Genomic DNA, 26,481 nt, shown 5'->3' with positions numbered 1-26,481 from the left:
ATGAGCCAGATTGATTACACGCGTGCGGCCAAGTATTTTCTGTTGGCTGACTTTATCAAAGGGTTTGCCTTGGGAATGAAATATTTCTTTGCTCCCAAAGCCACATTGAACTACCCGCATGAAAAAGGCCCTCTCAGCCCCCGATTTCGCGGCGAACATGCGTTGCGGCGCTATCCAAACGGCGAAGAGCGCTGCATTGCGTGCAAACTGTGTGAAGCGGTGTGCCCGGCGCAGGCGATTACTATTGATGCCGAGCCGCGCGATGACGGCAGCCGGCGCACGACCCGCTATGACATCGACATGACAAAGTGCATTTACTGCGGATTTTGTCAGGAAGCCTGTCCGGTAGATGCCATTGTCGAAGGCCCGAACTTCGAGTTTTCCACCGAAACCCGTGAAGAGCTTTTTTATAACAAAGAAAAGCTTTTGGAAAATGGCGACCGCTGGGAATCCGAAATCGCCCGCAATCTTGAAATGGATGCGCCCTACCGATGATAGATATTTCCTGCCCTAATGGTAAAAGCCGGCGCAATGCATCAGGCTTTAATCGCTCAAAAGACCCTGCCAGTGCCGCTTGGTCTTTTGCGCGATCATTTCCGGCGAGCGGAAACAAAGAGGACAATCAATCATGAGCGTTTTGAGCTTTACCTTCTATCTGTTTGCTATTTGCGTCATTGTTGGCGGCCTTTTTACCGTTATCAGCCGCAATCCGGTACACTCGGTGCTTTGGTTGATCCTGTCATTTCTATCGTCAGCAGGTCTTTTTGTGCTGCTGGGCGCAGAGTTTGTCGCGATGCTTCTGGTGATTGTCTATGTGGGCGCCGTTGCGGTGCTATTTTTGTTTGTTGTGATGATGTTGGACGTGGATTTCGCCCAGCTCAAAGCGGAAATGGCGCGCTATCTGCCGCTTGGGCTTTTGATTGGTGTGGTTTTGCTGATGCAACTGGGAATGGCATTTGGAAACTGGACCGCATTTGAGGGCGCCGAAGCAGCCCGCGCGGCCATAGCGCCTGCGGATACCCACAATACCGCCGCTTTGGGGCTATTAATCTATGATCGCTACTTTTTGCTGTTTCAACTCGCTGGCCTGATCCTTTTGGTGGCGATGGTAGGTGCAATTGTGTTGACGCTTCGGCACCGCAAGCATGTCAAACGCCAAGATGTGCTGGCCCAAATGTATCGCGATCCGGCGACAGCAATGGAACTAAAAGACGTCAAACCGGGGCAGGGGCTCTAGGCCTGCACCGCATAGGACAAGGAAGACCGAGGGAATTATGATTGGTTTAGAACATTACCTGACAGTGGCGGCTACGCTATTTGTCATTGGTATCTTTGGGATCTTCCTCAATCGGAAGAATGTCATCATCCTGTTGATGTCCATTGAGCTTATGCTGCTGGCTGTGAACATCAATCTGGTCGCCTTTTCCAGTTTTCTTGGTGATTTGGTCGGACAGGTCTTTACGCTTTTTGTTTTGACTGTGGCAGCAGCAGAGGCGGCCATTGGCCTAGCTATTCTGGTGAGCTTTTTCCGCAACCGCGGCACCATTGCGGTTGAAGACGTCAATGTGATGAAAGGGTAGCAAAGATGGAACAGATTATTCTCTTTGCTCCGCTCATCGGGGCGCTTATTGGCGGCTTTGGATGGCGGTTTATTGGCGAAACCGGCGCGCAGGTGGTGACCACAGGGCTGCTTTTTCTATCCTGTTTTTTAAGCTGGATTGTTTTTCTAACTTTGGAAGCCGGTACACAGCATATTGAAATTTTGCGTTGGATCGAAAGTGGTGCGTTAAGTACCGATTGGTCGATCCGTTTAGACCGCATGACAGCCATTATGTTGATTGTGGTTACAACAGTGTCCGCGCTCGTGCATCTTTATAGCTTTGGCTACATGGATCATGATCCCCAGTGGAAAGACGGTGAAAGCTATAAGCCAAGGTTCTTTGCGTACCTTTCGTTTTTCACCTTTGCAATGTTGATGCTGGTAACCTCTGACAATCTGTTGCAGATGTTTTTTGGTTGGGAGGGCGTGGGCGTAGCCTCATACCTGCTGATTGGTTTCTACTACCGCAAACCCAGCGCCAACGCTGCAGCGATCAAAGCGTTTGTGGTTAACCGTGTGGGTGACTTTGGGTTCGCGCTTGGTATTTTCGGGCTCTTTTATCTGACTGACAGCATCAAGCTGGATGATGTTTTTGCAGCTGCGCCGCAGTTGGCAAAAACTCAGATCCATTTTCTTTGGACAGACTGGAACGCAGCTAATCTTTTAGCTTTTCTTTTGTTTATCGGCGCTATGGGGAAATCAGCACAGCTGTTTTTGCACACATGGCTGCCCGATGCGATGGAGGGTCCAACGCCGGTTTCGGCTTTGATCCACGCGGCAACCATGGTGACTGCAGGGGTCTTTTTGGTCTGCCGCATGTCTCCTTTGATGGAATACGCGCCTGCAGCGCTTGGCTTCGTGACAATCGTCGGTGCCTTTACCGCATTTTTTGCCGCCACCGTGGGGCTTGTTCAAAACGACATCAAACGAGTGATTGCCTATTCAACCTGCTCTCAGCTTGGCTATATGTTTGTGGCGGCGGGTGTTGGGGTTTATTCGGTCGCTATGTTCCATCTTTTCACGCATGCCTTCTTCAAGGCCATGCTTTTTTTGGGCGCAGGATCGGTCATTCACGCCATGCACCATGAACAAGACATGCGTAACTATGGTGGGCTGCGCAAAAAAATCCCGTATACGTTTGCCGCCATGATGATCGGAACTTTGGCCATCACCGGTGTGGGCATTCCACTAACCCATATCGGTTTTGCAGGCTTTTTGTCCAAAGATGCAGTGATTGAAAGTGCATGGGCTGGTACGGCTGGTGGCGGTGCCTTCTGGCTTTTGGTGATCGCGGCGCTGTTTACATCATTTTACAGCTGGCGGCTGATGTTTATGACATTTTACGGAACGCCGCGCGGTGACGCGCATACCCATGATCATGCGCATGAAAGCCCAAAGGTTATGTTGATCCCGCTTGGTGTGTTGGCGCTTGGCGCTATCTTTTCCGGTATGATCTGGTACGGAAGTTTTTTCGGCGATCATTCACAAGTCAATAAGTTCTTTGGAATTCCGGATCATCACGCGGAAGCTGGCCATGACGACGGCCATGGTGCGGATCACGGAAAATCATCCGAAGATCATGGCACGGCCCATGTGGATAAGGCACATGATACCGACACCCATGCAGATGACGGACATCACGGCAAAGAGCATGAGGCAGATGGCTTGCATGCAGCAGCGCCCGAAGGTGCGATCTTTATGGGCCCAGGTAACCATGTCATGGACGAAGCACACCATGCACCCACGTGGGTCAAGGTCAGCCCCTTTGTCGCCATGCTGATTGGATTTATAACCGCGTTCTGGTTTTATATCTGGGATCCCAAAATGCCGGCACGTTTGGCAGAGAATAATCGACCGCTCTATCTGTTTTTGCTGAACAAATGGTACTTTGACGAAATTTATGATGCGATCTTTATACGCCCTGCAAAAGCCTTGGGGCGGTTTCTATGGCGTCGGGGTGATGGCGGTGTCATTGACGGTACAATCAACGGGATTGCACTGGGCATCGTGCCGTTTTTCACCCGTCTCGCAGGGCGGGCACAGTCCGGATATATCTTTACTTACGCTTTTGCGATGGTCATCGGCATTGTTGTACTTGTTACCTGGATGAGCTTTATCGGAGGCGGGAGCTGATATGGATACTCTACTGCTCTCAATCGTTACATTTGCTCCCGCTCTTTCCGCTGTAATATTGCTTATTTTTGCCCGTGGTGAAGACGAAGCAGCCGCGCTTGTTGCAAAACGCTTTGCGCTTTTTGCCACCGGTGCAACCTTTTTGATCTCATTGCTCATTTTGGCCCAGTTTAACCCCGCTGATCCCGGCTTTCAGATGGTGGAAGAGGCCGAATGGCTGCTTGGTCTGCAATACAAAATGGGTGTGGACGGGATTAGCATTTTATTCGTCATGCTGACCACGTTTATGATGCCGTTGGTAATTGCGGCGTCTTGGGGTGTTAAAACCCGCGTCAAGGAATACATGATCGCCTTCTTGCTGCTCGAAACGCTGATGCTTGGCGTCTTTATGGCCTTGGATTTGGTGCTGTTTTATCTATTCTTCGAAGCTGGCCTCATTCCGATGTTTCTTATTATCGGTATCTGGGGTGGTTCTGAGCGTGTTTATGCGTCGTTCAAGTTTTTCCTTTATACTTTCTTGGGATCAGTTTTGATGTTGATTGCGATGATCGCAATGTTTGCCCAAGCTGGAACGACGGACATTCCATCCTTAATGATCCATCAATTTGATTTTGCAGATATGAATGTGCTCGGCATTCATGTTGTGGGCGGAATGCAAACCCTGATGTTCCTGGCATTTTTTGCCAGCTTTGCGGTAAAAATGCCCATGTGGCCGGTGCACACATGGCTGCCTGATGCACACGTTCAGGCGCCCACCGCTGGCTCTGTTGTGCTGGCTGCGATCCTGTTGAAAATGGGCGGATATGGGTTTTTGCGCTTTAGTTTGCCGATGTTTCCTGTGGGCTCTGAGGTGATGACAAACTTTGTTTTTGTGCTTTCGGCTATTGCTATTGTCTATACCTCTTTGGTGGCATTGGTGCAGGAAGATATGAAAAAGCTCATCGCCTATTCCTCGGTTGCGCACATGGGATATGTCACAATGGGTATTTTTGCCGCCAATCAACAGGGCATTGACGGCGCTATTTTCCAAATGCTGAGCCACGGGTTTATCTCGGGCGCGCTGTTCTTATGTGTCGGTGTGATTTATGACCGGATGCATACGCGCGAAATTGATGCCTATGGTGGTCTTGTCAATCGGATGCCCGCCTATGCAGCGATCTTTATGCTGTTCACCATGGCCAATGTGGGACTGCCTGGCACCTCTGGTTTTGTCGGCGAGTTTTTAACGCTGGTCGGGATTTTCAAGGTCAACACCTGGGTCGCCCTCTTTGCAACATCCGGCGTCATCTTATCAGCAGCCTATGCGCTGTGGCTATATCGCCGCGTTGTGATGGGTGATCTGATTAAAGAGAGCTTGCGCAGTATCACGGATATGAGTTTCCGCGAACGGGTCGTCTTTGCTCCGCTTGTGGTCATGACGATACTGCTTGGGGTTTACCCTGCTCTGGTCTTAGACCTGATCGGGCCTTCGGTAGAAGCGCTGGTCTCGAACTATCAAACCGCATTACTGGATGCCGGTCGCGGCACCCAAATTGCCGCCTCGCATTAATTAGGAGAACAAGGCAAATGATCCAAGCTGATCTGAATATCATCCTGCCAGAGGTTATCCTTTCGCTCTATGCGATGCTGGCTCTGGTTGCTGCGGTTTATTCTGGAAAAGACAAACTTGCCCCCTTACTCGTCTGGCTGACGGCCGGATTATTCGCGCTCTTGGCTTTTTGGATTGCAGGCTCAACCGGGCCAAGCCAAACCGCCTTTGGTGGGATGTTTGTTGATGACGGGTTTGCACGGTTTTCCAAAATTATAATCCTGATTTCCGCAGCCGTCGTCTTGGTCATGAGCCAAGATTATATGCTTCGACGTAACCTGCTACGCTTTGAATACCCATTGCTGATCGCTCTTGCCGTGGTCGGTATGATGATGATGGTGTCGGCGGGTGATTTAATGTCGCTTTATATGGGGCTAGAACTGCAGTCTCTATCGCTTTATGTGATTGCATCCTTGCGCCGTGACAGCGTGAAATCAACTGAAGCCGGACTTAAGTACTTTGTTCTTGGGGCTCTGTCTTCGGGGTTGCTGCTTTATGGTGCGTCGCTGTGCTATGGGTATTCCGGCACGACCCTGTTTTCTGGTATTATTACTGCGGCCGGGGATCATCATGCGTCGCTTGGTCTATTGCTCGGCTTGGTTATGATTAGTGCAGGGCTTGCCTTTAAAGTGTCGGCTGTGCCTTTCCACATGTGGACTCCGGACGTCTATGAGGGCGCGCCGACGCCGATCACCGCATTCTTTGCAACAGCGCCAAAAGTGGCGGCCGTCGGGCTTTTCGCTCGGGTTATGCATGATGCTTTTGGCGGCATCACGGCTGATTGGCAACAAATCATCGCGTTGCTGTCCTTGCTATCCATGTTTCTGGGCTCTATCGCCGCGATTGGCCAAACCAATATCAAGCGGCTGATGGCCTATTCATCCATTGCCCATATGGGCTATGCTTTGATGGGGCTGGCGGCAGGTACAGCTTTTGGCATTCAAGCCTTGCTTATTTATATGGCTATTTATGTAACCATGAGCATTGGAACCTTTGCGTTTATCTTGCTGATGGAAAAAGATGGCCAACCGGTGACAAATATTTCCGCTCTGCATATGTTGTCACGCGCACATCCGGGGCGGGCCATTGCAATGTTGGTATTGCTCTTTAGCCTTGCCGGGGTTCCACCCATGGTTGGCTTTTTCGGCAAGCTATATGTTTTAAGAGCAGCTTATGATGCTGGTCTTGCATGGTTGGCGCTGGCCGGAGTTATAGCCTCGGTTATAGGGGCGTTTTATTATCTTAGAATAGTCTTTTATATGTATTTTGGCGATGATCAGGATGATAATTTGGATCGGACAAGAGCGCCGGTTTTGCAAACGGTTTTATTTGTATCTGCCTTGATCATGGTGGTCGGCATTGCAAACTTGTTTGGCATCGAAGGGGCTGCAGAAGCCGCAGCCGCAACACTTGTCCGCTAGTTTTCCAAACGGATATAACAAACATGTGCTGGAAACGGTAGACAGCACCAATGCAGAGGCTGCGCGCATTGCGGGCTCTTTATCATCACCAACGTGGATTTTGGGACTGAAACAGACCGCTGGCCGCGGCCGCGGTGGCCGCCAATGGGCTGACCCACAGGGCAATTTTGCGGCGACGCTTGTTTTATTTCCAACTGATCCGCTCCAAACCCGTGTTTTACGCTCATTTGTAGCGGCTGTCGCATTATTTGACGCTTTGGTCACACTCACAGGCCGGGCCGAGGCCTTTTCACTAAAGTGGCCCAATGATGTGCTGCTCAATGGCGCCAAGCTGGCCGGTATATTGCTTGAAACTGTACCACTTTCCGCGGGCCGTTCGGCCTTGGCGATCGGGATAGGGGTCAACCTTGTCGAGGCGCCGCCTCTATCCGAGCTTGCCACGGGTTCTGTGCCGCCCGTCTCGCTGCAGGGCGCGACAGGCACCACTGTGACAGCAGAAGAATTTTTAGAGTTTCTAGCTGCGTCATACGCTGCCTGCGAAGAGCAGTTTTCCACCTTTGGTTTTGATTCTATTCGCCGCGCATGGCTTGCCCGCGCTGCCCGTTTGGGCGAGGTGATTACAGCCCGCAGCGGTCAGGCCGAAGTCAGCGGAATATTTGACACCATCGACGATACAGGGCATTTGATCCTAAACACCGCTGAGGGCAAACAGGCCATTGCGGCAGCCGATGTGTTCTTTTAAGGGAAAAAAGATGTTACTGACCATTGATTGCGGCAACACCAATACCATTTTTTCAATCTGGGATGGGGATAAGTTTATTGCCACTTGGCGCACTGTCACAGAGCATCAGCGTACTGCAGATCAATATTTTGTCTGGCTAACAACGTTGATGAAGGCTCAAAACCTAGACGCAGATATATCCGAAGTGGTTGTGGCCTCATCGGTTCCCAAAGTCGTTTTTAATCTAAGGGTTCTATGCGACCGTTATTTTAATTGCAGACCTTTGGTGGTGGGCAAGCCAGAGTGCAAATTGCCAGTGGCACCGCGCGTTGATCCGGGCACAAAAATAGGTCCGGATCGCTTGGCCAATGTTGCTGGCGCCTTTGATCGCCACGGTGGAAATTGTGTGGTTGTCGATTTTGGCACCGCGACCAATTTTGATATGGTGGCGGAAGATGGCGCTTATATAGGCGGTATTATTGCCCCCGGTGTGAACTTAAGTCTTGAGGCATTGCATCTTGGCACAGCTGCTTTGCCGCATGTGGATATTACCCAGCCTGAAAAAGTGATCGGTACCAATACCATCGCCTGTATCCAGTCGGGTGTTTTCTGGGGCTACACCGGCCTAATCCAAGGGTTGGTTAACCGTATCAGAGATGAATATGGAAAACCATTGGTTGTGATTGGAACGGGCGGGCTGGCACCGCTTTTTGCACAGGTTAGTGGTTTGTTTGATTTCATTGAGGATGACCTGACCAGCTATGGGCTGACAGTGATCCACAAATATAACAAAGGATAAATATATATATGAGCAGTGATCGTCTGATTTATCTGCCGCTTGGCGGAGCCGGCGAAATTGGCATGAATGCCTATGTTTACGGATATGGGCCTGCTGGCCAAGAGCGGCTTATTGTCGTTGACCTCGGAGTGACCTTTCCAGATATGGATGGCACCCCCGGTGTTGATTTGATTTTACCCGATATTACGTGGTTAAAAGAACGCCGCAACCAGATTGAAGCGATATTTATCACCCATGCCCATGAAGACCATGTTGGGGCGCTCGGTCATCTTTGGAACGATCTGGGTGCGCCGGTCTATGCGCGTGCGTTTACCGCCAATATAGCGCGGCGGAAAATGGACGAGTTTGGACATTCCGAAAAAGCCATTACGACCGCAACAAAATGGCCTGACACCATTCAAGCGGGACCGTTTGAGGTGGGATTTTTGCCCATATCCCATTCGATCCCCGAAAGCAGTGCTTTGGTGATTGACACGCCCGAAGGCAGGTTGATCCACAGCGGGGATTTTAAGCTTGATGAAACACCTGTGGTGGGCGAGCCATTTGATGCAGAGCTGTGGGGCGAGGTTGCAAAGAGCGGTGTGAAAGCGCTTATTTGCGATAGTACAAATGTATTCTCAACCCATGAAGGCCGATCCGAGGCCAGTCTGGCCCAAGACATCGAAGAGCTGATCTCAAACGCGCCAAACATGGTGGTTGCGACAACCTTTGCCAGCAATGTTGCGCGGGTTAAAACCCTTGCCGACGCGGGCGTGCGCGCTGGCCGCTCGATCTGCCTAATGGGGCGGGCCATGCGCCGTATGATAGAAGCGGCCCTTGAAACCGGGGTTCTTACGGATTTTCCAACGGTTGTCAGCAGTGAAGATGCACAGCAGATCCCCCGCCAGGACCTAATGCTTTTGGTCACCGGCAGTCAGGGCGAACGCCGTGCGGCTAGTGCCCAGCTTGCCAATGGAAAATTTCAGGGCATCAAGCTTAAAGAAGGCGATCTTTTCCTTTTTTCGTCCAAAACAATTCCCGGCAACGAGCGCGGCGTTATCCGGATAATCAACCAGTTTTCTGAAATGGGCGTTGATGTGGTTGATGATGATTCCGGTCTTTATCATGTCTCAGGTCATGCCAACCGGCCAGATTTGCAGAAAATCCATTCTCTTGTGCAGCCGCAGATGATTATTCCAATGCATGGAGAGCATCGCCATTTGCGCGAGCACAGTAAACTCGCAAAGCAAAGTGGCATCAGTTCGGTTATCTGCGTCAATGGAATGATGCTTGATTTATCGGGCAACGCCCCAAAGGTTGCCGAGTATATTGAAACTGGACGATCCTATTTGGACGGTTCGGTTCAGGTTGGCGCGCTTGACGGTGTGGTGCGAAATCGCATTCGAATGGCATTAAACGGTCATGTTGTGGTCAATGTTATCTTGGATGAAGACTATGAAATGCTAGGAGAGCCATGGGCAGAGATCAGTGGGCTGGCGGAAATAGGGGTATCTGCAGCGCCTTTGGTTGATGCACTGGAAGAAGACATTAGTCAGTATCTTGGCCGTGCGGGTAGAAAAACCAAAGCAGATGATGAGGCGTTGGAAAAAGAAATGAAGCGCATAGCGCGGCAAACATGTTTTGCGGAAATTGGTAAAAAACCCGAAGTAACAGTGATCGTCAGTCGATTGATGTAAGCGAACACGCTATTGATGTACTAGGCCTAAAGGAATGCGCCGGTGGCATAAAATTAATTTGTCCGCCGCTCTTCAAAGCTCAATGCGATAAAGCTTGGCATGTGATCGCCCATTCCTAGGGCTGAATGGGACTGGTTTCTACGGCTGCGGTTGCGGTCTTTTGTCTCCACTGGAGCCTTTTCGGTGGTCTCATTTTGCGGAACTGCTTTTTCGGACGTTCTTTTTGGCTTTTCAGCCTCAGAGTCTGCCTTAGACCGGCGGGGTTTGGAATGCGTTTGCGCCCCATCAGGCTGAGCATTAGGGTTTTCTATCCGCGGTATTTCTTTTTGAATGAGCTTCTCGATAGCATCAAAGTTTTTCTCGTCGCGCTTCGCGCAGATCATCATGGCTTTACCATCACGCCCCGCCCGGCCCGTTCGGCCGATCCTATGGACATAGTCCTCGGCGTGACTGGGTACATCAAAATTAAACACATGGCTCACCGATGGCACATCAAGACCGCGTGCAGCCACATCTGAAGCAACCAGAATTCGTATATTGCCTTCGCGAAAGCCGTCAAGTGTTCTAGTGCGCTGGCTCTGATCAAGATCACCATGGATTGGCTCTGCATCATAGCCGTATTTTTTAAGCGATTTGGCGCAGATATCCACATCTGTTTTGCGATTGCAAAATACAATCGCGTTGGTGCATTTGGGGCCTTCACTCTCAATCAGGGCCCGTAAAACAGCCCTTTTTTCGCTGCCTTCACGCTCGCGGCGCGAAGCTTTAAACATCACCACCGCTTGTTCGATGGTTTCTGAGGCGGTGGCTTGCCGCGCCACTTCTACCCGCGTTGGCGCAGACAGAAAGGTATTTGTGATACGCTCGATTTCAGGCGCCATTGTGGCGCTAAAGAAAAGCGTTTGGCGGGTAAACGGGGTCAGTCCGAAAATACGCTCGATATCTGGGATGAAACCCATATCAAGCATCCGGTCTGCTTCATCTACCACCATGACCTGAACGCCCGTTAGCAGCAATTTTCCACGTTCAAAGTGGTCCAGTAACCGTCCGGGCGTTGCAATCAGAACATCTACACCTTTGTCGATGAGAATGTCTTGCTCTTTAAAGCTAACCCCGCCGATGAGCAAAGCTTTGGTCAGCTTTAGGTGTTTGCTGTAGGTGTCAAAATTCTCGGCCACTTGTGCGGCCAGTTCGCGGGTGGGGCATAAAACCAAAGAGCGTGGCATCCGTGCTCGCGCGCGGCCTCGGGCCAAAAGATGGATCATCGGCAGCGTAAAGCTTGCGGTTTTTCCGGTGCCGGTCTGCGCAATGCCCAGTACGTCTTTGCCTTCTAGCGCCGCTGGTATTGCGCCATCTTGGATCGGGGTCGGCGTTTCATATCCGGCCTCGTCAATTGCTTTTAGAATCTTTGCATTCAAGTTCAGGTCTGAAAATTTAGCCATCTGTATCCGTGTCTAACGGACGCATCGGGCCCGTTCCATCCTAGTTGCCTCAGGCCCGTATGGCCCCGCAATTGATTGCTGATAGAGACAACGCGCTCTTCCTACTCGAAAAGAGTGCTTCAGGTCAATGCCAGTGGTCAAACTGGGGTGTTTGCAGGCTGCTTCAAAAGGTATATTTTCAAAAAAGTAGCCAAGAATGCGCCTGCCTGCACCATTTTGCTGTTTTCTGAAGTAAAAAGCGGAACCGAAAAGCCTGCTAATAGGTTCCAAAGCGGAAGAGCTGAGGTGATCCGTTGATATAAAGGGCCTTTAAACCATCATCTCTTTGGTTGCGGAGAGCTCAATATCCGGAAAATCACGCTCTATGCGGTCAATATCCCACTGCAAGCGCGTAAGGTAAACCGGATCGCCATCATGGTCTGTTGCGATATGTTGCTTATTTGCCGTGGAAAATTTATCAACAGCAAGTTTTTCACCGTTCACCCAGCGAGCAGAGGTAAACTGGCTGGTTTCAAAACGTACTGGCAGACCATATTCTAACTCAATGCGGCTGGCCAAAACTTCGAATTGCAGTGCGCCCACAACCCCAACAATAAATCCGGAGCCGAAGCTGGGCTTAAAAACTTTTGCCGCACCTTCCTCGGCAAATTGCATCAAGGCTTTTTCCAGATGCTTTGCTTTCATCGGATCCCCTGCACGGCAGCTTTGAAGCAATTCAGGTGCAAAAGAGGGGATGCCCGAAACCCGCAGGGCTTCGCCTTCGGTCAGGGTATCGCCGATGCGCAATTGCCCATGGTTGGGAATGCCGATGATATCGCCGGCCCAAGCCTCTTCCGCCAATTCGCGGTCCGAGGCAAGAAACAGCACAGGGTTGGAAATGGCCATTGGTTTTTTTGTACGCACATGGGTTAGCTTCATGCCGCGTTTAAAATGTCCTGATGCCATCCGGACAAAGGCCACCCGGTCGCGGTGCTTGGGGTCCATATTGGCCTGCACTTTAAAAACAAATCCGGACACTTTGGTTTCTTCGGGCAGTATTTCGCGTGGGCTGGCGGTTTGAACTTGCGGTTGCGGCCCAAAGCTTGCGATGCCTTCCATCAGTTCTTTGACGCCAAAAGAGTTGATTGCAGAGCCAAACCAGATCGGGGTCATTGTGCCCTCTAAAAGCGCTTGGGGATTAAGCTCGGGCAGCAATGCCCGGGCCATTTCCACCTCTTCAATCAGTTTTTCCAAAAGATGCGCAGGGATGTGTTCGGCAAGCTTGGGATCATCAAGCCCGTTTATTTCAATGCTGTCCGCAACCTTGTTCCGGTCAGCGCGGTCCATCAACTCAAGCCGGTCATTGAGCATGTCATAACACCCCATGAAATCGTGCCCAACACCGATTGGCCAACTGGCTGGGGTGACGTCAATGGCCAGGTTTTCTTGGATTTCATCAATTATATCAAAAATTTCGCGGCTCTCGCGGTCCATTTTGTTACAGAATGTAAGGATTGGCAAATCACGCAGACGGCAAACTTCAAATAGTTTCTGGGTTTGGCTTTCAACACCCTTGGCCCCGTCTATCACCATAACGGCGGCATCCACTGCGGTCAGTGTGCGATAGGTATCTTCGGAAAAATCACTGTGGCCAGGGGTATCAACCAGGTTAAATCTGTAGGCTTTGAAATCAAAGGACATGGCCGATGCGGAAACAGAAATCCCACGGTCTTTTTCCATTTGCATAAAATCTGAACGGGTGCGCCGGGATTCGCCTTTGGCGCGCACTTGGCCAGCCATCTGAATTGCGCCGCCAAATAAAAGAAATTTTTCGGTCAAAGTCGTTTTGCCCGCATCTGGATGCGAGATGATCGCAAAGGTCCTGCGGCGGGCAATTTCAGGCGGCAGTGCGGGGCGATTTGAAGAATTGTCTAACATATTTGCTCGTATAGGGCGAGGGATCGGGCTTGGCAAGACATCGTCAGGAGTACGGTGGCCGCGCAAAATTCAATATTAAATTTTGGGTGGAACAAAATGATCTATTTGCGGCGCAGCGCTTTTTGTAGCGAGCTAAGAACACCATTACCATCTTGGGTTGGTTCGGGAATTTCCATATCGGTGCCGTAGATTGTCTTTTGCAAGCTTAACCCTTCAACGGCATCAACTTGCAACGATGGCTGCGTGCGGCGATCAAATAACAGGCTTTCGGCAGCAATGCCCTCGGCATAAATTATTTGGTGCTCATCAAACAAAATTTGGTAGTAATCAATATACCCAATATCAAGCCAAACGACGTTTTTTCCGTCAAGCAAATGCCGCACCCGCACCAATGCCTCTGCTCGCTCATTGCTTAATAGATCATCCTGTTGATAAACATAAAGCCTATGATCTGAACTAAGCACCAAATCATTTTCGTTTTGCAACACACCAGCTTTGATTAGGATAGGGGCTTGTGCGCCTGTCGCGCGCACTGTGCTATGGCCGATCCACCGTATTTTTTGAATGCCTGCATCTCGTGTGAGCAATTGATCCCCCACCTTTAGGTTTTCGATGGGTTTCATCTCACCTGTGGGCAAGGTAAGCCGCGTGCCTTTGGCAAAGGAAACATAAGCCAAATGAGCTAGTTTCATCTCAGCAGTTTCAGGATCAATCTTTATAAGAGAATATTTGGTCTTGTGTTGGAATGAAGCAAGCGGCAGCAGATAAATTGAAACTGCCAAATCTTCAGAATTGACCTCAACCAAGACTATTGCTTCAACAGTCTGGCCCGTTTGTGACATGAGGGTTAAACAGCAGTCTACAAATAACTGGTTGGCGGCAACCCCTGTTTCGCCGTGCTCGCTTATTTGCAACCCACCATCGGACAATATGATGGAAAGTTGATGCAGAGCAGCATGTGGGGACAACATATAGGCATCATCCAAAATTAGATCGTCCGCAAATGACAAGGTATCCCCAAGATTGACGCCATCGACAATGTGAATATCAGCTGCATTATAGACCGAAAGGAATTGCATTTTTGAATTTTGCTCTGGTTGAGGAAATGTGGTTAGGTACAAATCATGGCCTTGATTAGCTTTCTGTGTAGCATAGATAAGTTAGTGTTACGAACACGTTTACTTTGACTGCGACGTAAGTTTCAAAAATCTGTGGCAAAATCATAGCAAAGGATTGGCGTTTTTCGGGCTTACTTAAAACAGTTCATTTGTTGTTGAATTTTGTGGTTCATTTGCCATAGTCAGCCGAAACATAACAGGAGATAGAAATGGATCTGGGAATTTCCGGAAAAAAAGCTTTGGTCTGTGCGTCCAGTAAAGGCTTGGGGCGCGGCTGTGCTGTCGCCTTGGCAGAGGCTGGTGTTGATTTGGTTCTAAATGCGCGCGGTGCAGATGTTTTGGAACAAACAGCAGAAGATATTCGCAACCGGTATAATGTAAATGTCGAAACAGTTGCATGTGATATCACCATAGAAGAAGGCCGCGAAAAGGTTTTGGCAGTGGCCGGCACGCCGGATATTTTGGTTAACAATGCAGGTGGGCCGCCCCCGGGTATATGGTCTGACTGGGACCGTGATGATTTCATTGCTGCGATTGATGCCAATATGCTGACCCCAATCGCCCTAATGAAAACATTGTTGCCTTCAATGATAGATCGAGGTTGGGGCCGCATAGTAAATATCACCTCACAGTCGGTAAAATCGCCAATAGCTGTTTTAGGCCTTTCCAATACGGCAAGGGCTGGTTTGACAGGATATGTAGCTGGAACTGCCCGTCAGGTTGCTGGAAATGGCGTGACGATCAATAACCTATTACCGGGCATTCACGCCACTGACCGGATTACCGCATTAAATAAAGCTGTGGCAGACGCAAAAAACATCACCATTGAAGAGGCCGCTGCTGAGCGCGCCGCATCCATCCCTGTCGGAATATATGGAGAGGCTAGCGATTTTGGGGCCGCCTGTGCATTTTTATGTTCACAGCAAGCCTGCTTTATCATTGGGCAGAATATTTCGCTTGATGGCGGTGCGTTTAACTCAACCATATAGCCGGATTTCTACGTCATTCTGTATCTGCAAAGGAGAGATTTGGCGGTATAAACATAACCGGCTACGGGCTTTTGAAGTCTGGTTTTCGATGGTTGCGCCTTTGACAATGGGCTGATACCTGACTGGTATTGTCGATTATAGCTATACGCGAGCATGACAAAGGAGCTGTAACTGTTGGAATCTGATCCTGTTGCACGGCTTGAGATTAAGAACCTCTGTCGCCATTTCGGGCCACAGACGGTTGTTGATGACGTTTCTTTGCGTATTGTTCCTGGACAGGTAACCTGTTTGCTTGGGCCTTCCGGGTGTGGAAAATCAACCACCCTTCGGATGATTGCGGGTGTTGACCGGCAAGATGCTGGTGAAATTTATATAGATGGAAAATTGATCAGTGGGAGCAATATTGATTTGCCTCCTGAGCAGCGCTCTGTTGGGCTAATGTTCCAAGATTTTGCCCTTTTTCCGCACTTAAGCGTGGCAGATAATGTTGGCTTTGCTCTCACTGGTTCGCGTCTCGAAAAGCGCGTGGCGGTGGAAGAATTGCTCGTTCGGGTGGGATTGAGCCGCTTCATCGACCAATACCCTCATGCGCTCTCTGGCGGCGAACAGCAGCGGGTTGCACTGGCGCGCGCGATGGCGCCAAAGCCAAGAATAATGTTAATGGATGAGCCATTCTCGGGGCTCGATAACCGGCTACGCGATGGTATCCGAGATGAAACCTTGGCGATTTTAAAAGCTGATCAAACCGCAGTTTTACTGGTGACTCATGAGCCCGAGGAAGCCATGCGGATGGCGGATGAAATTGCATTAATGCGCGATGGACGCATTGTTCAAAGTGGCGCACCCTACAACATCTATAACGCCCCATCCGACCAAGCCGCTCTTGCCTTTTTTTCCGATGCCAACATTATTAAAAGTCAGGTCAGCGGCGCTTTGGCCAATACCCCTTTTGGGCAGTTCTTGGCCCCCGGGTTGGGGGATGGAACTTGGGTGGATATTGTCTTTCGGCCGCAGCATGTTCGGATTGATTTTGACCGCAAAGGCAAAGGCCCTAATCCAACACCTTCCCAAGGGGTTGCTGCACTCGGGATTGTTGAAAGAGCTCGGTTTCTAGGCAATGAAAGCTTGGTAGAGTTTCGTATGGAATTTGACGGCTCGTTGATAAAAGCAACGGTTCCCAATGTATTTTTGCCCAAATCGGGGCAACCGCTTTGGCTGACAATTCCGCGCGATAGATGTTTTGTTTTTCCCTCTTAAAAGACATTGCGCAGTTTTGAAAAATTCGTCTGCTTTTGTGATCAATAAATATTAAAAGTACTGGGCTATAAGCAAGTTTGTTTAATTTAAGAACTTCAAAAGGCTCCAAGCTTTCAAGCATTCGCCCCGAAAACTGGTAAAATTTGATGGTGAAATCGATTTGATGCTTTAATCATGGGCCTGAAAGCCATACATAGATTATATAAACACAAAAATTGAGCGAAAGCTTTTAGTGTCAGGAGAAGAGAATGCTAAATAACATAGGCCTTCCGGGTCTTTTATTGATCGCCGTTGTGGTATTGGTTTTGTTCGGTCGCGGCAAAATCAGTTCTTTGATGGGCGAGGTTGGCAAGGGCATCACGGCATTTAAGAAAGGCGTCGATGACAGCTCTAAAGAACTTGAAAATGAAATGGCGGCAGAGCCAAAGGACGTCACACCGGAAACCGACAAAGACAAGGTCTGATAGATGTTTGACCTTGGCTTGACCGAGCTACTTCTGATCGGGATAGTGGCCCTTATTGTGGTTGGTCCGAAAGAATTGCCGATGCTATTTCGAAAAGTGGGGCAATTCGTTGGCAAAGCACGCGGCATGGCAAGAGAGTTCACGCGTGCTATGAATGATGCCGCAGACGGCACAGGTGTAAAAGATCTAAGCAAGACACTTAAAGCGGCCAGTCAACCGGTTCAAACCGGACTGGACAGCGTGCGAAAAGCCGCCAGCGATCTGACAAAGTACGACCCGGAAAGTGAAACCGGAAAATTAGCAGCTGACCGTCAGAAAAAAGTTGAAGTCGCCAAAAAGACCGCTGCTAAAAAACAAGAAGAACGCCAAGAAGCGGCAAAGGCAAAAGAGCAAAAATCCACCGAGAAAAAGCCAAAAGCAGTGGCAAAGAAAACAGCAGCCAAAAAACCTGCTGCAAAAAAAGCTGCGGCCAAACCAGCAACGGTTAAAGCGCCTGCTCAAAAATCTAACACAAAATCTGCCAGTAAGAAATCGGCTTCAAAACCCACGTCCAAGGATAAGGCATGAGTGAAGATAACGATATTGAGGATAGCTCAGCCCCTTTGATTGAGCATCTGGCGGAATTACGACAACGGTTGATCAACTCTGTTCTAGCCTTCATTGTTGGCATGATCATTTGTTTCACCGTGTGGAACCCGATTTTTGATTTTCTGACCCAACCGCTTTGTTCCGCGATGGCTGTCCGCGGGCATGAAGATTGCGGATTAATCCTGATCAAGCTGCAAGAAGGGTTTTTTGTTGCCATTTCAATTTCGCTTATGGGGGGGCTGATGCTGTCCTTTCCTGTGATCAGCTATCAGATGTGGCGCTTTATTGCCCCCGGGCTTTATAGATCTGAAAAAGGGGCGTTTTTGCCATTTTTGCTAGCGTCGCCTTTTATGTTTTTCCTTGGGGCCACCTTTGCGTTTTACGTGGTCACCCCGTTGGCATTTGATTTTTTCCTAGGATTTCAACAGTCTGGAAGTATCCTGAGCGAAGAGATGTCCGAAAATGCGACCGCGGGCATCGCATTTCAGGGCTCGGCGCAGGAATATCTAAGCCTTACAATTAAATTCATTGTTGCCTTTGGCATGTGTTTCCAATTGCCGGTCCTGCTGACCCTTATGGGCAAAGCCGGTTTGGTCAGCGCGGAAGGCCTGGGCAATGTTCGTAAATATGCAGTTGTGGCGATACTGGTTCTTGCTGCTCTGGTGACACCTCCGGATGTTATCACACAAGTTATTCTTTTTGTGGTGGTTTATGGCCTTTACGAAGTTTCCATCTTTCTAGTGTCCCGGGTGGAAAAAAAGCGTGAAGCAAAATTGCGCGCCGAAGGGTATTACGATGACGAGGATGACGAGGCCGCAGCGGATGAGGCCGATTTAGACAGCCAAATAGATGAAAAAAATGGCTGATCCGATGGAGCGGATTGCCGACGCACTTGAGCGTATCGCTCCTGCGCCGCTGCAAGCGCCGGATTTTGAAGCCTCTGCGGCCTACGTATGGCATGTTGCGCCCGACGCGCTGCATCCCGTTTCTGACGTCTCTCGCGTGGACTTATCGCTCTTGGTTGGCATTGAGCGCGCGCGCGATACGCTGCTGCAAAACACGCTCCAATTCGCCCAAGGATTTGCCGCCAATAATGCACTGCTCTGGGGCGCAAGGGGCATGGGTAAATCGTCATTGGTCAAAGCGGTTCATGCTGCTGTTCTAAATAAGGGGCTGGCGTTAAAAATAGTTGAGCTGCAGCGCGAAGACCTACCCAGTGTTGGCCGCTTGCTGAATATCCTGCGCCCGTCACCACACCGGTTTTTGTTATTTTGTGATGATCTTAGTTTTAGCCATGATGACCAGCATTACAAATCCTTAAAGGCAGTGCTGGATGGCGGTATCGAAGGGCGTCCGGAAAATGTTTTATTTTATGCGACGTCAAATCGCCGTCACCTGATGCCGCGCGATATGATTGAAAATGAACGCTCCAGTGCCATCAACCCCTCTGAAGCGGTCGAGGAAAAGGTTTCTCTGTCGGATCGGTTTGGATTGTGGCTTGGGTTTCATCCCTGTTCCCAAGATGAATATCTAGAGATGATAAACGGCTATTGCGCGGCTTACGGGCTAACCCCAGAGCCAGAGAAAATGCGGGCGGAAGCGATAGAATGGCAAGCAACACGCGGTGCGCGCTCAGGCCGGGTGGCATGGCAGTTTTTCATTGATCTTGCCGGACGCTCGGGCGTGCAGGTGAATTAAACCAGCTTACAACAAAACGGGTGTCGGTATTACGGCGGTATCGCGGCTGTAATGCAGTGGTGCAATTTGGGCAGTCTCTAATTCAAATAATCCATCGGATCGACACTTTCAAAGCCTTTGCGCACTTCGAAATGTAGATAACTGGGATTGCCTTTGCGAATTTTGCCAATGCCTTGACCCCGCGCAACCCCTTGGCCTTTTTCGACCGATATATTGCCAATATTGGCGTAAACCGTCAGCAGATTATCCGCATGTTTCAGCACTAAAATAGGCACCTGATCGGCGTCCGCTGTAATGGCAGCAACAGTGCCACTTTCAGCGGCTACAACGGTGCTGCCAACCGGGGCGCTTAAATCAATGCCATCGGTTTTACCCTTTACATATTCGCGAATAATTTTGCCTTTGACAGGATAGGCAAGGCGGCCGCCACTTGCGGTCTGCGTCGGCTCGGTTTGGGTTGTTTCTGGGGGTTCTACCTCTGTTTCCGGCATTGGCTCTGCAGCGCTGGGCGGCGAAGGAGTTGCGCTAACAGCTCCGGGTTCTGATACCGGATCCGGCCGCGCACCGACATTGTTCAAAGTGGCTGGAACCAAAAGATATTGGCCTTCACGGATGGTGAAATTACTGTCCAGCGCATTCCAATCTGCAAGGGATCGCACCGATACATTATAGAGCCGTGAAATGGTAAAAGCGGTTTCGCCGCGGCGCACTTTATGCCGGATTGGTTCCGCCAGCGGTTTGGCACGTGGCTTAGTCACAGGCTTTATGCCTTGATCTGCTTGATTAAGGGCGCTTTGGGCAAGCTCTGCAACATCGATTTCACTTCCATCAGCGCTTGTGGATGGTTCACTGCTGGCCACGGGTGTGGGCAACGCAATCACTTCACCTGCGCGCAGGCGGTCGCCAGTTCTAAAGCCGTTAAACCGTGCGAGAGCCTTGGGATCAAATCCGATCCGCTCTGCCAAGCTTGTCATGGTATCACCAAAGCGGGCAATGGCCACTTGATAGTTTGGATAGGTTATTATCCCTCTGTTATCCGGTTTTGGCCTCTTGGCTGCAATTTCTTGCGCCGCAGAAGAGGTGTTATATTCGTTATTTCGAAGATCAAGATCAAGTTGCGATGGATCGCAGGCCGCCAGAAAACAGCCCGAGGTTAGAATAAGACCTGTGCGCCTAAAATAACCAACGGACATATTCACACTCCTTTAGTAAGCATATAGTTTTATATCGCTTTTGCCCCAATCGTGCGAGCATTTTTACAAAACTTAACTATCTTTACCTAAACCTTCAACAAGCGGTACAAAACGCACCGCTCTTAAATCATCATAATGATATCCATCTTCGGTGCGGGTCACACGAATAAGGTTTTGAACAGTATCTGATTGACCCACGGGAACCACCATTATCCCGCCCTCTTTTAATTGTGCCAGTAGCGGGCTTGGCGGATCTTCTGCTGCGGCAGTTACTATGATCCGGTCAAAGGGCGCTTGGTCTGGCAAGCCTCGGCTGCCATCGGATAAAATTGGAATAATATTGCTATAGTCCAATGCCTCAAAGAGGGATTTCGCTTCACTAACAAGTGTTTTATGCCGCTCGACAGTATAGACGCGCCGCGCCAGGTGACTAAGGACGGCGGCCTGATACCCAGACCCTGTGCCCACTTCAAGAACTTTATGGCGAGGACTCAAATCAAGCGCTTGAGTCATCAAGCCAACCACAGAGGGTTGCGATATGGTTTGACCGCAGGCGATGGGTAGGGGCATATCTTCGTAGGCTCGCTCGGCAAAAAGTCCGCGTACAAAAAGCCCACGGTCGATTTTTTCCATGGCGGATAATACGCGGGTATCGGTCACACCTTTTGAACGCAGCGCAAACAGAAACTGCATTTTGCGTTCAGCTTCTGAACTCATTCGATGATCCTTAAGGCATCAAGCGCACTATAGTCAGTCAAATCTGCACGCATCGGTGTCACGGTGATATAGCCTTCTAAATTTTCGGCCGCGTCGGCGCCCGGGGCTGTGGGCACCTGCTGATCGCCGATCTGTGCAAATAGAAATTGACGTTTTGAAGCTGAAGTATAGGAGGATACGCTAAATTTACTGTTCTGGCGTCGGCCTTGCGGGGTCACTTTGACCCCTCGCACATCCAAAGCGGGAAGTGGTGGGAAATTCACATTGTAAAAAAGAGGATAATCTTCACCAGAAGGAACCGTTTGCTGACAAAGCTTTACGATCAGGTCTGCCCCATGCGCGGCGCTGGCCTCAAAGGGATTTTCCAAATCGCGATTTTTGGGGCCAAGGTATTGCGACAAGGCAACCGAGCGCACGCCTTGTAGCGCGCCTTCTAGCGCCGCCCCAAGAGTGCCGGAATAAAGCGCATTCTCAGCTGAGTTATTACCGCGATTAACCCCTGATAGAACCAAATCAGGCGGTGCGCTTTTAAGGACATGATGGATCCCTGCCAAAACGCAATCGGCTGGATAGCCTTCGACCGAAAAACACCTTTCACTATGCTGAACGATCATGGCTGGATTGGTATAACTGATGCAATGCGCTGTACCGGATTGCTCGTGGGCCGGCGCAACCGTCCAAACCTCACCATCTGAACCGGCAACTTCCTGAGCAATTGCTTGCAAAACAGCCAGCCCGGGGGCGTTTATCCCATCGTCATTGGTAACCAAAATGCGCATTATATCGCCCAGTATTGCCGTATTTTCGACCCCTGCATAGTTCAGACAAAGGCTTTGGGCAAGAGATCAGAGCCCTCATAGGTTTGGTTAAAGGCCAAGTTCGGCCATCAGTCGCTGCGCTTCGGCTTCGGGGTGGGTAAGTTGATCGCGATCTTCGCCTGGAAAGAACCGCGCCCGTGTGGCCGTTGGCATTGGTTCAGGTTCCAAAATATGCACGTTGGGGCCGGTCTTTTGGCTTTCAGCAGCCCAGCTTTTCGCCAAAGAAATCTGGGCTGTTTTACTGGCTCCATAGGCACCAAAGAATTTCGCACCAGCCCGCGGATCATCGAAAAAGACAGCTTTGCCCGCCGCCCCCAGAAGTGGGGCTATATAAGGGATCAAAACGCCGGTGGCCGTGACATTCACAGCAACTGATTTTCCCCAATCTTTGCTATCCAAGGTACTTGTTGGCGCCAGTGGTGCAGCGTGAATGGCCGTATGAGCCCAAAGGTCAATCTGACCCCAGCGATCATAAATAGACCGGCACAACTGTGCCATTGCATCCGGGTTGGTAATATCCATCGGGGCAAGAGTCGCTTGTCCGCCGCTGGCTTGAATACGGTCATCCAGCTCTTCCAAAGACCCTGTGGTGCGTGCGACCAAAACCAAATGATGGCTTTTGCCAAGATGCAACGCTAGGGCTGCGCCCAGCCCACGTGAGGCCCCTGTGATCAGTGCTATTTTCTTGCTCATACAGCCTGATGATCAATTTACGCGGGTCCGTCAAGACGTGGTCGTCAAACAAGGGAAATTTGCCGCTTTCAATTGGGGCATAGATCCCGCGTTTTTTTATTCTGCAGCCTTAAGCTCAAACCCTTTGGTAATCATATCCGACGGCGCTACAGGATATTCGCCTGAAAAACAGGCGTCACAGTATTGAGGGCATTTTGCTGAACGGCCTTTGGTTTCGCCCACTGCGCGATAAAGACCATCCAAGGAAATAAATTTCAAACTATCGACGGCAAGATGGCTGCGCATTTCCTCTTCGGTCATGGTGGCAGCCAGCAGTTTTTCCCGCTGTGGGGTGTCCACGCCATAAAAACAGGGCCAAGCAGTGGGGGGGCTTGCAATTCGGAAATGAACTTCTGCCGCACCGGCATCCAAAATCATTTCCTTGATCTTGCGCGATGTGGTGCCGCGCACAACGGAATCGTCGACTAAAATAACCCGCTTGCCCTTTATGAGCGCACGGTTGACATTTAGCTTGAGACGCACGCCCATATTGCGAATTTGCTCAGTGGGTTCAATAAAGGTGCGTCCCATGTATTGGTTGCGAATAATGCCCATCGCATAGGGAATGTTCGCTTGCTGCGAATACCCGATTGCTGCAGGGGTTCCGCTGTCGGGAACTGGGCAGACCAAATCGGCGTCAACCGGGCTTTCTTTGGCCAATTCAACACCAATCTGCCGGCGCGTTTCATACACTGACTTGCCACCGATAATGCTATCAGGGCGTGAGAAATAAACATGCTCAAAAATGCAAAAGCGTGAATTGCGCGGACGAAATGGAAAATGGCTTTCGATCCCTTTTGAAGTGATGACGACCATCTCACCCGGTTCTATTTCGCGCACGAAATCAGCGCCGATAATATCCAAAGCGCAGGTTTCAGAACTCAGCGCCCAGCCCTCGCCAACGCGGCCAAGCACCAGCGGGCGAACACCTAAAGGGTCGCGAACGCCAATTAATTTCGTGCGGGTCATGGCAACAATGGAAAAGGCGCCTTCTACCCGGCGCAGTGCATCTTCCATTCTTTCAGGGATATTACGCTGCAGTGAACGGGCCATTAAATGAATGATGCATTCGCTGTCTGAAGAGCTTTGAAAAATTGAACCGCGTTCGATCAATTCGCGCCTTAGCGCATTGGCGTTGGTAATATTACCATTATGCGCAATTGCGGCGCCGCCCATGGCAAACTCACCGAAAAAGGGCTGTACGTCACGGATCACTGAGCCTTTGGTGCCCGCTGTAGAGTAGCGCACATGGCCAATGGATAATGGCCCCGGTAAAGTTTGCATCAGGCTTTGTGATGTAAAATTATCCCGCACATATCCAAATCGCCGGACTGAATTAAAACCGGCCTCCGGATCATGGGCAACAATGCCGCCAGCCTCTTGCCCGCGGTGTTGAAGCGCATGTAGCCCCAGAGCAACAAAATTTGCTGCCTCAGCTGTTCCAATAACTCCGAAAACACCACATTCTTCACGTAGTTTATCATCATCAAAAGGGTGGGCCGGGGGCATCTGTTGGCGCGACACGTCAGGCAACTCCGAATCTAGCACAGCTTGTGATCACCGTCTTAGTCTGTTTGCCGCCAAGTGTCACGAACCTATCCATAATCTTATCGTTGATTTTGGTGTAAAAAGGTCTCTGTGCACAAATGCGCGCCTATGCTTCGCATACTGCCACTAATTGCTCATATTGGGTTGTGATCCAGCCAAGCGCGCGTTCGGGTCTTCGGTCTTCTATGTTTTGCGCAATATCGCTAAAAATCCGCGCCGATTGACTTTGGTCAACCACTGCAAAGGTTTCGGTGCTTAGAACTGATTGATAGGCAAAAAACGCAATTGCCACCAAAGCCAGACCGCGTAATATTCCAAAAAGCAATCCAAAACCGCGATCCAAACGGCTGGCGGCGGTTTTGTCGATCAAGGCAGATAGGAGTGGTGTGAAAAAGGATAATATGACCAAAGCCACCGCAAACACCGTAGCAAATGACGCTATGATTGCCAACTCGCAACTGTCCGCAAGGATCGGACCAACCATCGGAATTTCTTTGACCAAAGGCATCAATTGTGGTGCAAAAATAAATGCCAAAACTGCTGCTGCCACCCACCCAGCGATGGCCATAATTTCACGCACCAATCCGCGTGAGTAAGCCAGCAGCGCTGAGATCAGCACCAACAAAACCACAAGGCCGTCAATTAAGTTAAGATTTTCCATCAATCATGCATCCCTTACATGCAGCCGCTTTTCCGCACAAAATTGTTCCTCTACAAAGGACACCAAATCCGCAATTTGGGTCACTTGTATGTCTGTGACAGCCGATTGTTTTGTGTTGGTCGGCGCTAGTGCCTTTGTGAAACCAAGTTTTTGCGCCTCTTTCAACCTATTTTCTGCGTGCGGCACCGGTCTAAGGGCTCCTGAGAGACTTATTTCCCCATAAACAACTGTATCGGCCGGTAAACTTATGTCTTCGCGTGCAGAAAGAAGTGCTGATGCAACCGCTAGGTCGGCAGCCGGTTCGCTAATTTTCAAACCCCCGGCAACATTTAGATAAACATCAAGCCCGCTGAAAGGAATGCCGCATCGGGCTTCAAGAACTGCAAGTATCATCGCAAGTCGCGCACTGTCCCAGCCAACAACCGATCGTCTTGGTTGGCTGTGTGGGGTCGGGGCGACCAAGGCCTGAAATTCCACCAAAACCGGCCGTGTTCCTTCGACCCCGGCAAAGACCACTGATCCGGGGGTTGGTGTGCCGCGGTCGGCCAAAAACAAAGCAGAGGGGTTGCTCACCTCGGACAAGCCCTGACCAGTCATTTCAAACACACCAATTTCATCAGCTGCGCCAAAGCGGTTTTTCACAGCGCGCAAGATACGGAACTGATGCCCGCGTTCGCCTTCAAAATAAAGCACTGTGTCAACCATGTGTTCGACCACGCGCGGGCCGGCAATCTGGCCGTCTTTGGTGACATGGCCAACCAAAATCACCGACAGGCCGCGGCGCTTGGCAAACCGCGTCAGCTCATGCGCGGTGGTGCGTACCTGACTAACGCTGCCCGGAGCGCTTTCGACGGTATCGGCCCACATGGTTTGGATCGAGTCAATTATGACCAGCTGAGGTTTTTCTTCTTCGAGCGTGGTCAGAATATTGCGTAAGTTGGTTTCAGCGCCCAATTGCACGGATGTATCGCTCAGCCCAAGGCGCGCAGCGCGCATGCGCACTTGTTCGCTGGCTTCTTCGCCAGAAATATAAATAGTTTTTAGGCCAGCTTGAGCAAATCGTGCAGCGGCCTGCAGCAGCAGTGTTGATTTACCAATTCCCGGATCACCGCCAACCAAAAGCGCTGAGGCCGGGACGAGCCCCCCACCCAAAGCCCGATCAAGTTCGACAATCCCGCTTTTGGTGCGTTCAGGCGGCGCCTCGGTGCTTTTCAACCCACTGAGCTTCACAGCCGCCCCACGCTTGGTGCCCATTGATGCTTTCGCAGGTCCCGAAGAAAGGCCTGCGTCTTCTGAAATTGTATTCCATTCGCCGCATACTTCGCACCGGCCCGACCATTTGCTGGTGACCGCTCCGCAGCTGGCGCAGGAAAAGGACTTTGTTTTAGCCATGCTGCGCTT

General features: G+C 50.4%; 25 protein-coding genes. 15 read left to right on the top strand and 10 right to left on the bottom strand.

All coding sequences use genetic code 11. The features are described 5' to 3' along the window. The 9 genes from nuoI (at window position 1) to GN278_12035 (ending at window position 9,938) form a co-directional block, all read left to right on the top strand. Window positions 1-495 carry an NADH-quinone oxidoreductase subunit NuoI gene (gene nuoI / locus GN278_12075; protein ID XAT61422.1) on the top strand — a complete coding sequence of 165 codons (495 nt, stop codon included), beginning with the start codon at window positions 1-3 and terminating at the stop codon, window positions 493-495. A gap of 133 nt (window positions 496-628) precedes the next feature. Beyond that, entirely contained in the window at window positions 629-1,237 is a 609-nt protein-coding gene (locus GN278_12070) for an NADH-quinone oxidoreductase subunit J (protein XAT61421.1), read from the top strand. A gap of 37 nt (window positions 1,238-1,274) precedes the next feature. Beyond that, window positions 1,275-1,580, top strand: a complete 306-nt coding sequence (gene nuoK, locus GN278_12065) for an NADH-quinone oxidoreductase subunit NuoK (protein ID XAT61420.1) — start codon at window positions 1,275-1,277, stop codon at window positions 1,578-1,580. Window positions 1,581-1,585: 5 nt separating this feature from the next. Next, complete coding sequence (nuoL, locus tag GN278_12060; protein ID XAT61419.1) at window positions 1,586-3,733, top strand: NADH-quinone oxidoreductase subunit L; 2,148 nt, start codon at window positions 1,586-1,588, stop codon at window positions 3,731-3,733. Window position 3,734: 1 nt separating this feature from the next. Beyond that, entirely contained in the window at window positions 3,735-5,282 is a 1,548-nt protein-coding gene (locus GN278_12055; protein ID XAT61418.1) for an NADH-quinone oxidoreductase subunit M, read from the top strand. A gap of 17 nt (window positions 5,283-5,299) precedes the next feature. Beyond that, complete coding sequence (nuoN, locus tag GN278_12050) at window positions 5,300-6,742, top strand: NADH-quinone oxidoreductase subunit NuoN (protein ID XAT61417.1); 1,443 nt, start codon at window positions 5,300-5,302, stop codon at window positions 6,740-6,742. Window positions 6,743-6,767: 25 nt separating this feature from the next. Next, window positions 6,768-7,484, top strand: a complete 717-nt coding sequence (locus GN278_12045; protein XAT62649.1) for a biotin--[acetyl-CoA-carboxylase] ligase — start codon at window positions 6,768-6,770, stop codon at window positions 7,482-7,484. Between the two features lie 10 nt (window positions 7,485-7,494). Then, entirely contained in the window at window positions 7,495-8,262 is a 768-nt protein-coding gene (locus tag GN278_12040) for a type III pantothenate kinase (protein ID XAT61416.1), read from the top strand. A gap of 8 nt (window positions 8,263-8,270) precedes the next feature. Next, window positions 8,271-9,938, top strand: coding sequence for an MBL fold metallo-hydrolase (locus GN278_12035; protein ID XAT61415.1), 1,668 nt, complete (start codon window positions 8,271-8,273; stop codon window positions 9,936-9,938). A gap of 53 nt (window positions 9,939-9,991) precedes the next feature. Here GN278_12035 and GN278_12030 read toward each other — a convergent pair whose 3' ends face one another. From GN278_12030 to GN278_12020, 3 genes are all read right to left on the bottom strand, one after another. Continuing rightward, entirely contained in the window at window positions 9,992-11,380 is a 1,389-nt protein-coding gene (locus tag GN278_12030; GenBank protein ID XAT61414.1) for a DEAD/DEAH box helicase, read from the bottom strand. A gap of 309 nt (window positions 11,381-11,689) precedes the next feature. Continuing rightward, window positions 11,690-13,297: a peptide chain release factor 3 gene (locus tag GN278_12025; GenBank protein ID XAT61413.1), complete on the bottom strand. Its 1,608-nt coding sequence runs from the start codon at window positions 13,295-13,297 to the stop codon at window positions 11,690-11,692. 101 nt (window positions 13,298-13,398) lie between these two features. Beyond that, on the bottom strand, window positions 13,399-14,376 hold the full coding sequence (locus tag GN278_12020) for a hypothetical protein (GenBank protein ID XAT61412.1): 978 nt from the start codon (window positions 14,374-14,376) through the stop codon (window positions 13,399-13,401). 248 nt (window positions 14,377-14,624) lie between these two features. On the opposite strand from GN278_12020, the gene GN278_12015 reads away from it, so the two are divergent. The 6 genes from GN278_12015 to GN278_11990 all read left to right on the top strand — a co-directional run bounded on the left by GN278_12015 (window position 14,625) and on the right by GN278_11990 (window position 19,411). Then, window positions 14,625-15,404, top strand: coding sequence for an SDR family oxidoreductase (locus tag GN278_12015; GenBank protein XAT61411.1), 780 nt, complete (start codon window positions 14,625-14,627; stop codon window positions 15,402-15,404). A gap of 171 nt (window positions 15,405-15,575) precedes the next feature. After that, entirely contained in the window at window positions 15,576-16,661 is a 1,086-nt protein-coding gene (locus GN278_12010; protein ID XAT61410.1) for an ATP-binding cassette domain-containing protein, read from the top strand. Between the two features lie 248 nt (window positions 16,662-16,909). Then, window positions 16,910-17,125: a Sec-independent protein translocase TatA gene (locus GN278_12005; GenBank protein ID XAT61409.1), complete on the top strand. Its 216-nt coding sequence runs from the start codon at window positions 16,910-16,912 to the stop codon at window positions 17,123-17,125. A gap of 3 nt (window positions 17,126-17,128) precedes the next feature. Next, window positions 17,129-17,692 carry a twin-arginine translocase subunit TatB gene (gene tatB / locus GN278_12000; GenBank protein XAT61408.1) on the top strand — a complete coding sequence of 188 codons (564 nt, stop codon included), beginning with the start codon at window positions 17,129-17,131 and terminating at the stop codon, window positions 17,690-17,692. Then, the gene (tatC, locus tag GN278_11995) at window positions 17,689-18,579 is read left to right on the top strand and encodes a twin-arginine translocase subunit TatC (protein XAT61407.1); all 891 of its coding nucleotides are present in this window, start codon (window positions 17,689-17,691) and stop codon (window positions 18,577-18,579) included. Before tatB ends, tatC begins: the two co-directional genes overlap by 4 nt. Beyond that, complete coding sequence (locus tag GN278_11990; GenBank protein XAT61406.1) at window positions 18,572-19,411, top strand: DUF815 domain-containing protein; 840 nt, start codon at window positions 18,572-18,574, stop codon at window positions 19,409-19,411. Before tatC ends, GN278_11990 begins: the two co-directional genes overlap by 8 nt. 77 nt (window positions 19,412-19,488) lie before the next feature. On the opposite strand, the gene GN278_11985 is transcribed toward GN278_11990, so the two are convergent. The 7 genes from GN278_11985 to radA all read right to left on the bottom strand — a co-directional run bounded on the left by GN278_11985 (window position 19,489) and on the right by radA (window position 26,472). Then, window positions 19,489-20,604 carry a peptidoglycan DD-metalloendopeptidase family protein gene (locus GN278_11985; GenBank protein XAT61405.1) on the bottom strand — a complete coding sequence of 372 codons (1,116 nt, stop codon included), beginning with the start codon at window positions 20,602-20,604 and terminating at the stop codon, window positions 19,489-19,491. Between the two features lie 72 nt (window positions 20,605-20,676). Then, window positions 20,677-21,321 carry a protein-L-isoaspartate(D-aspartate) O-methyltransferase gene (locus GN278_11980; protein ID XAT61404.1) on the bottom strand — a complete coding sequence of 215 codons (645 nt, stop codon included), beginning with the start codon at window positions 21,319-21,321 and terminating at the stop codon, window positions 20,677-20,679. Then, on the bottom strand, window positions 21,318-22,100 hold the full coding sequence (surE, locus tag GN278_11975) for a 5'/3'-nucleotidase SurE (protein ID XAT61403.1): 783 nt from the start codon (window positions 22,098-22,100) through the stop codon (window positions 21,318-21,320). The genes GN278_11980 and surE overlap by 4 nt, the downstream gene beginning before the upstream one ends. Before the next feature lie 87 nt (window positions 22,101-22,187). Beyond that, window positions 22,188-22,832: an SDR family NAD(P)-dependent oxidoreductase gene (locus GN278_11970; GenBank protein ID XAT61402.1), complete on the bottom strand. Its 645-nt coding sequence runs from the start codon at window positions 22,830-22,832 to the stop codon at window positions 22,188-22,190. 96 nt (window positions 22,833-22,928) lie between these two features. Next, complete coding sequence (locus GN278_11965) at window positions 22,929-24,380, bottom strand: amidophosphoribosyltransferase (GenBank protein XAT62648.1); 1,452 nt, start codon at window positions 24,378-24,380, stop codon at window positions 22,929-22,931. Between the two features lie 145 nt (window positions 24,381-24,525). Then, window positions 24,526-25,080 (bottom strand): CvpA family protein, encoded by a 555-nt coding sequence (locus tag GN278_11960; GenBank protein XAT61401.1) that lies wholly within the window; start codon window positions 25,078-25,080, stop codon window positions 24,526-24,528. 3 nt (window positions 25,081-25,083) lie between these two features. Continuing rightward, on the bottom strand, window positions 25,084-26,472 hold the full coding sequence (gene radA / locus GN278_11955; protein XAT61400.1) for a DNA repair protein RadA: 1,389 nt from the start codon (window positions 26,470-26,472) through the stop codon (window positions 25,084-25,086). Window positions 26,473-26,481 lie beyond the last annotated feature (9 nt).

Source organism: Rhodobacteraceae bacterium Araon29 (genome assembly GCA_039640505.1).
GTDB lineage: Bacteria > Pseudomonadota > Alphaproteobacteria > Rhodobacterales > Rhodobacteraceae > CABZJG01.
This window is presented reverse-complemented; position numbering and strand designations above follow the sequence as displayed.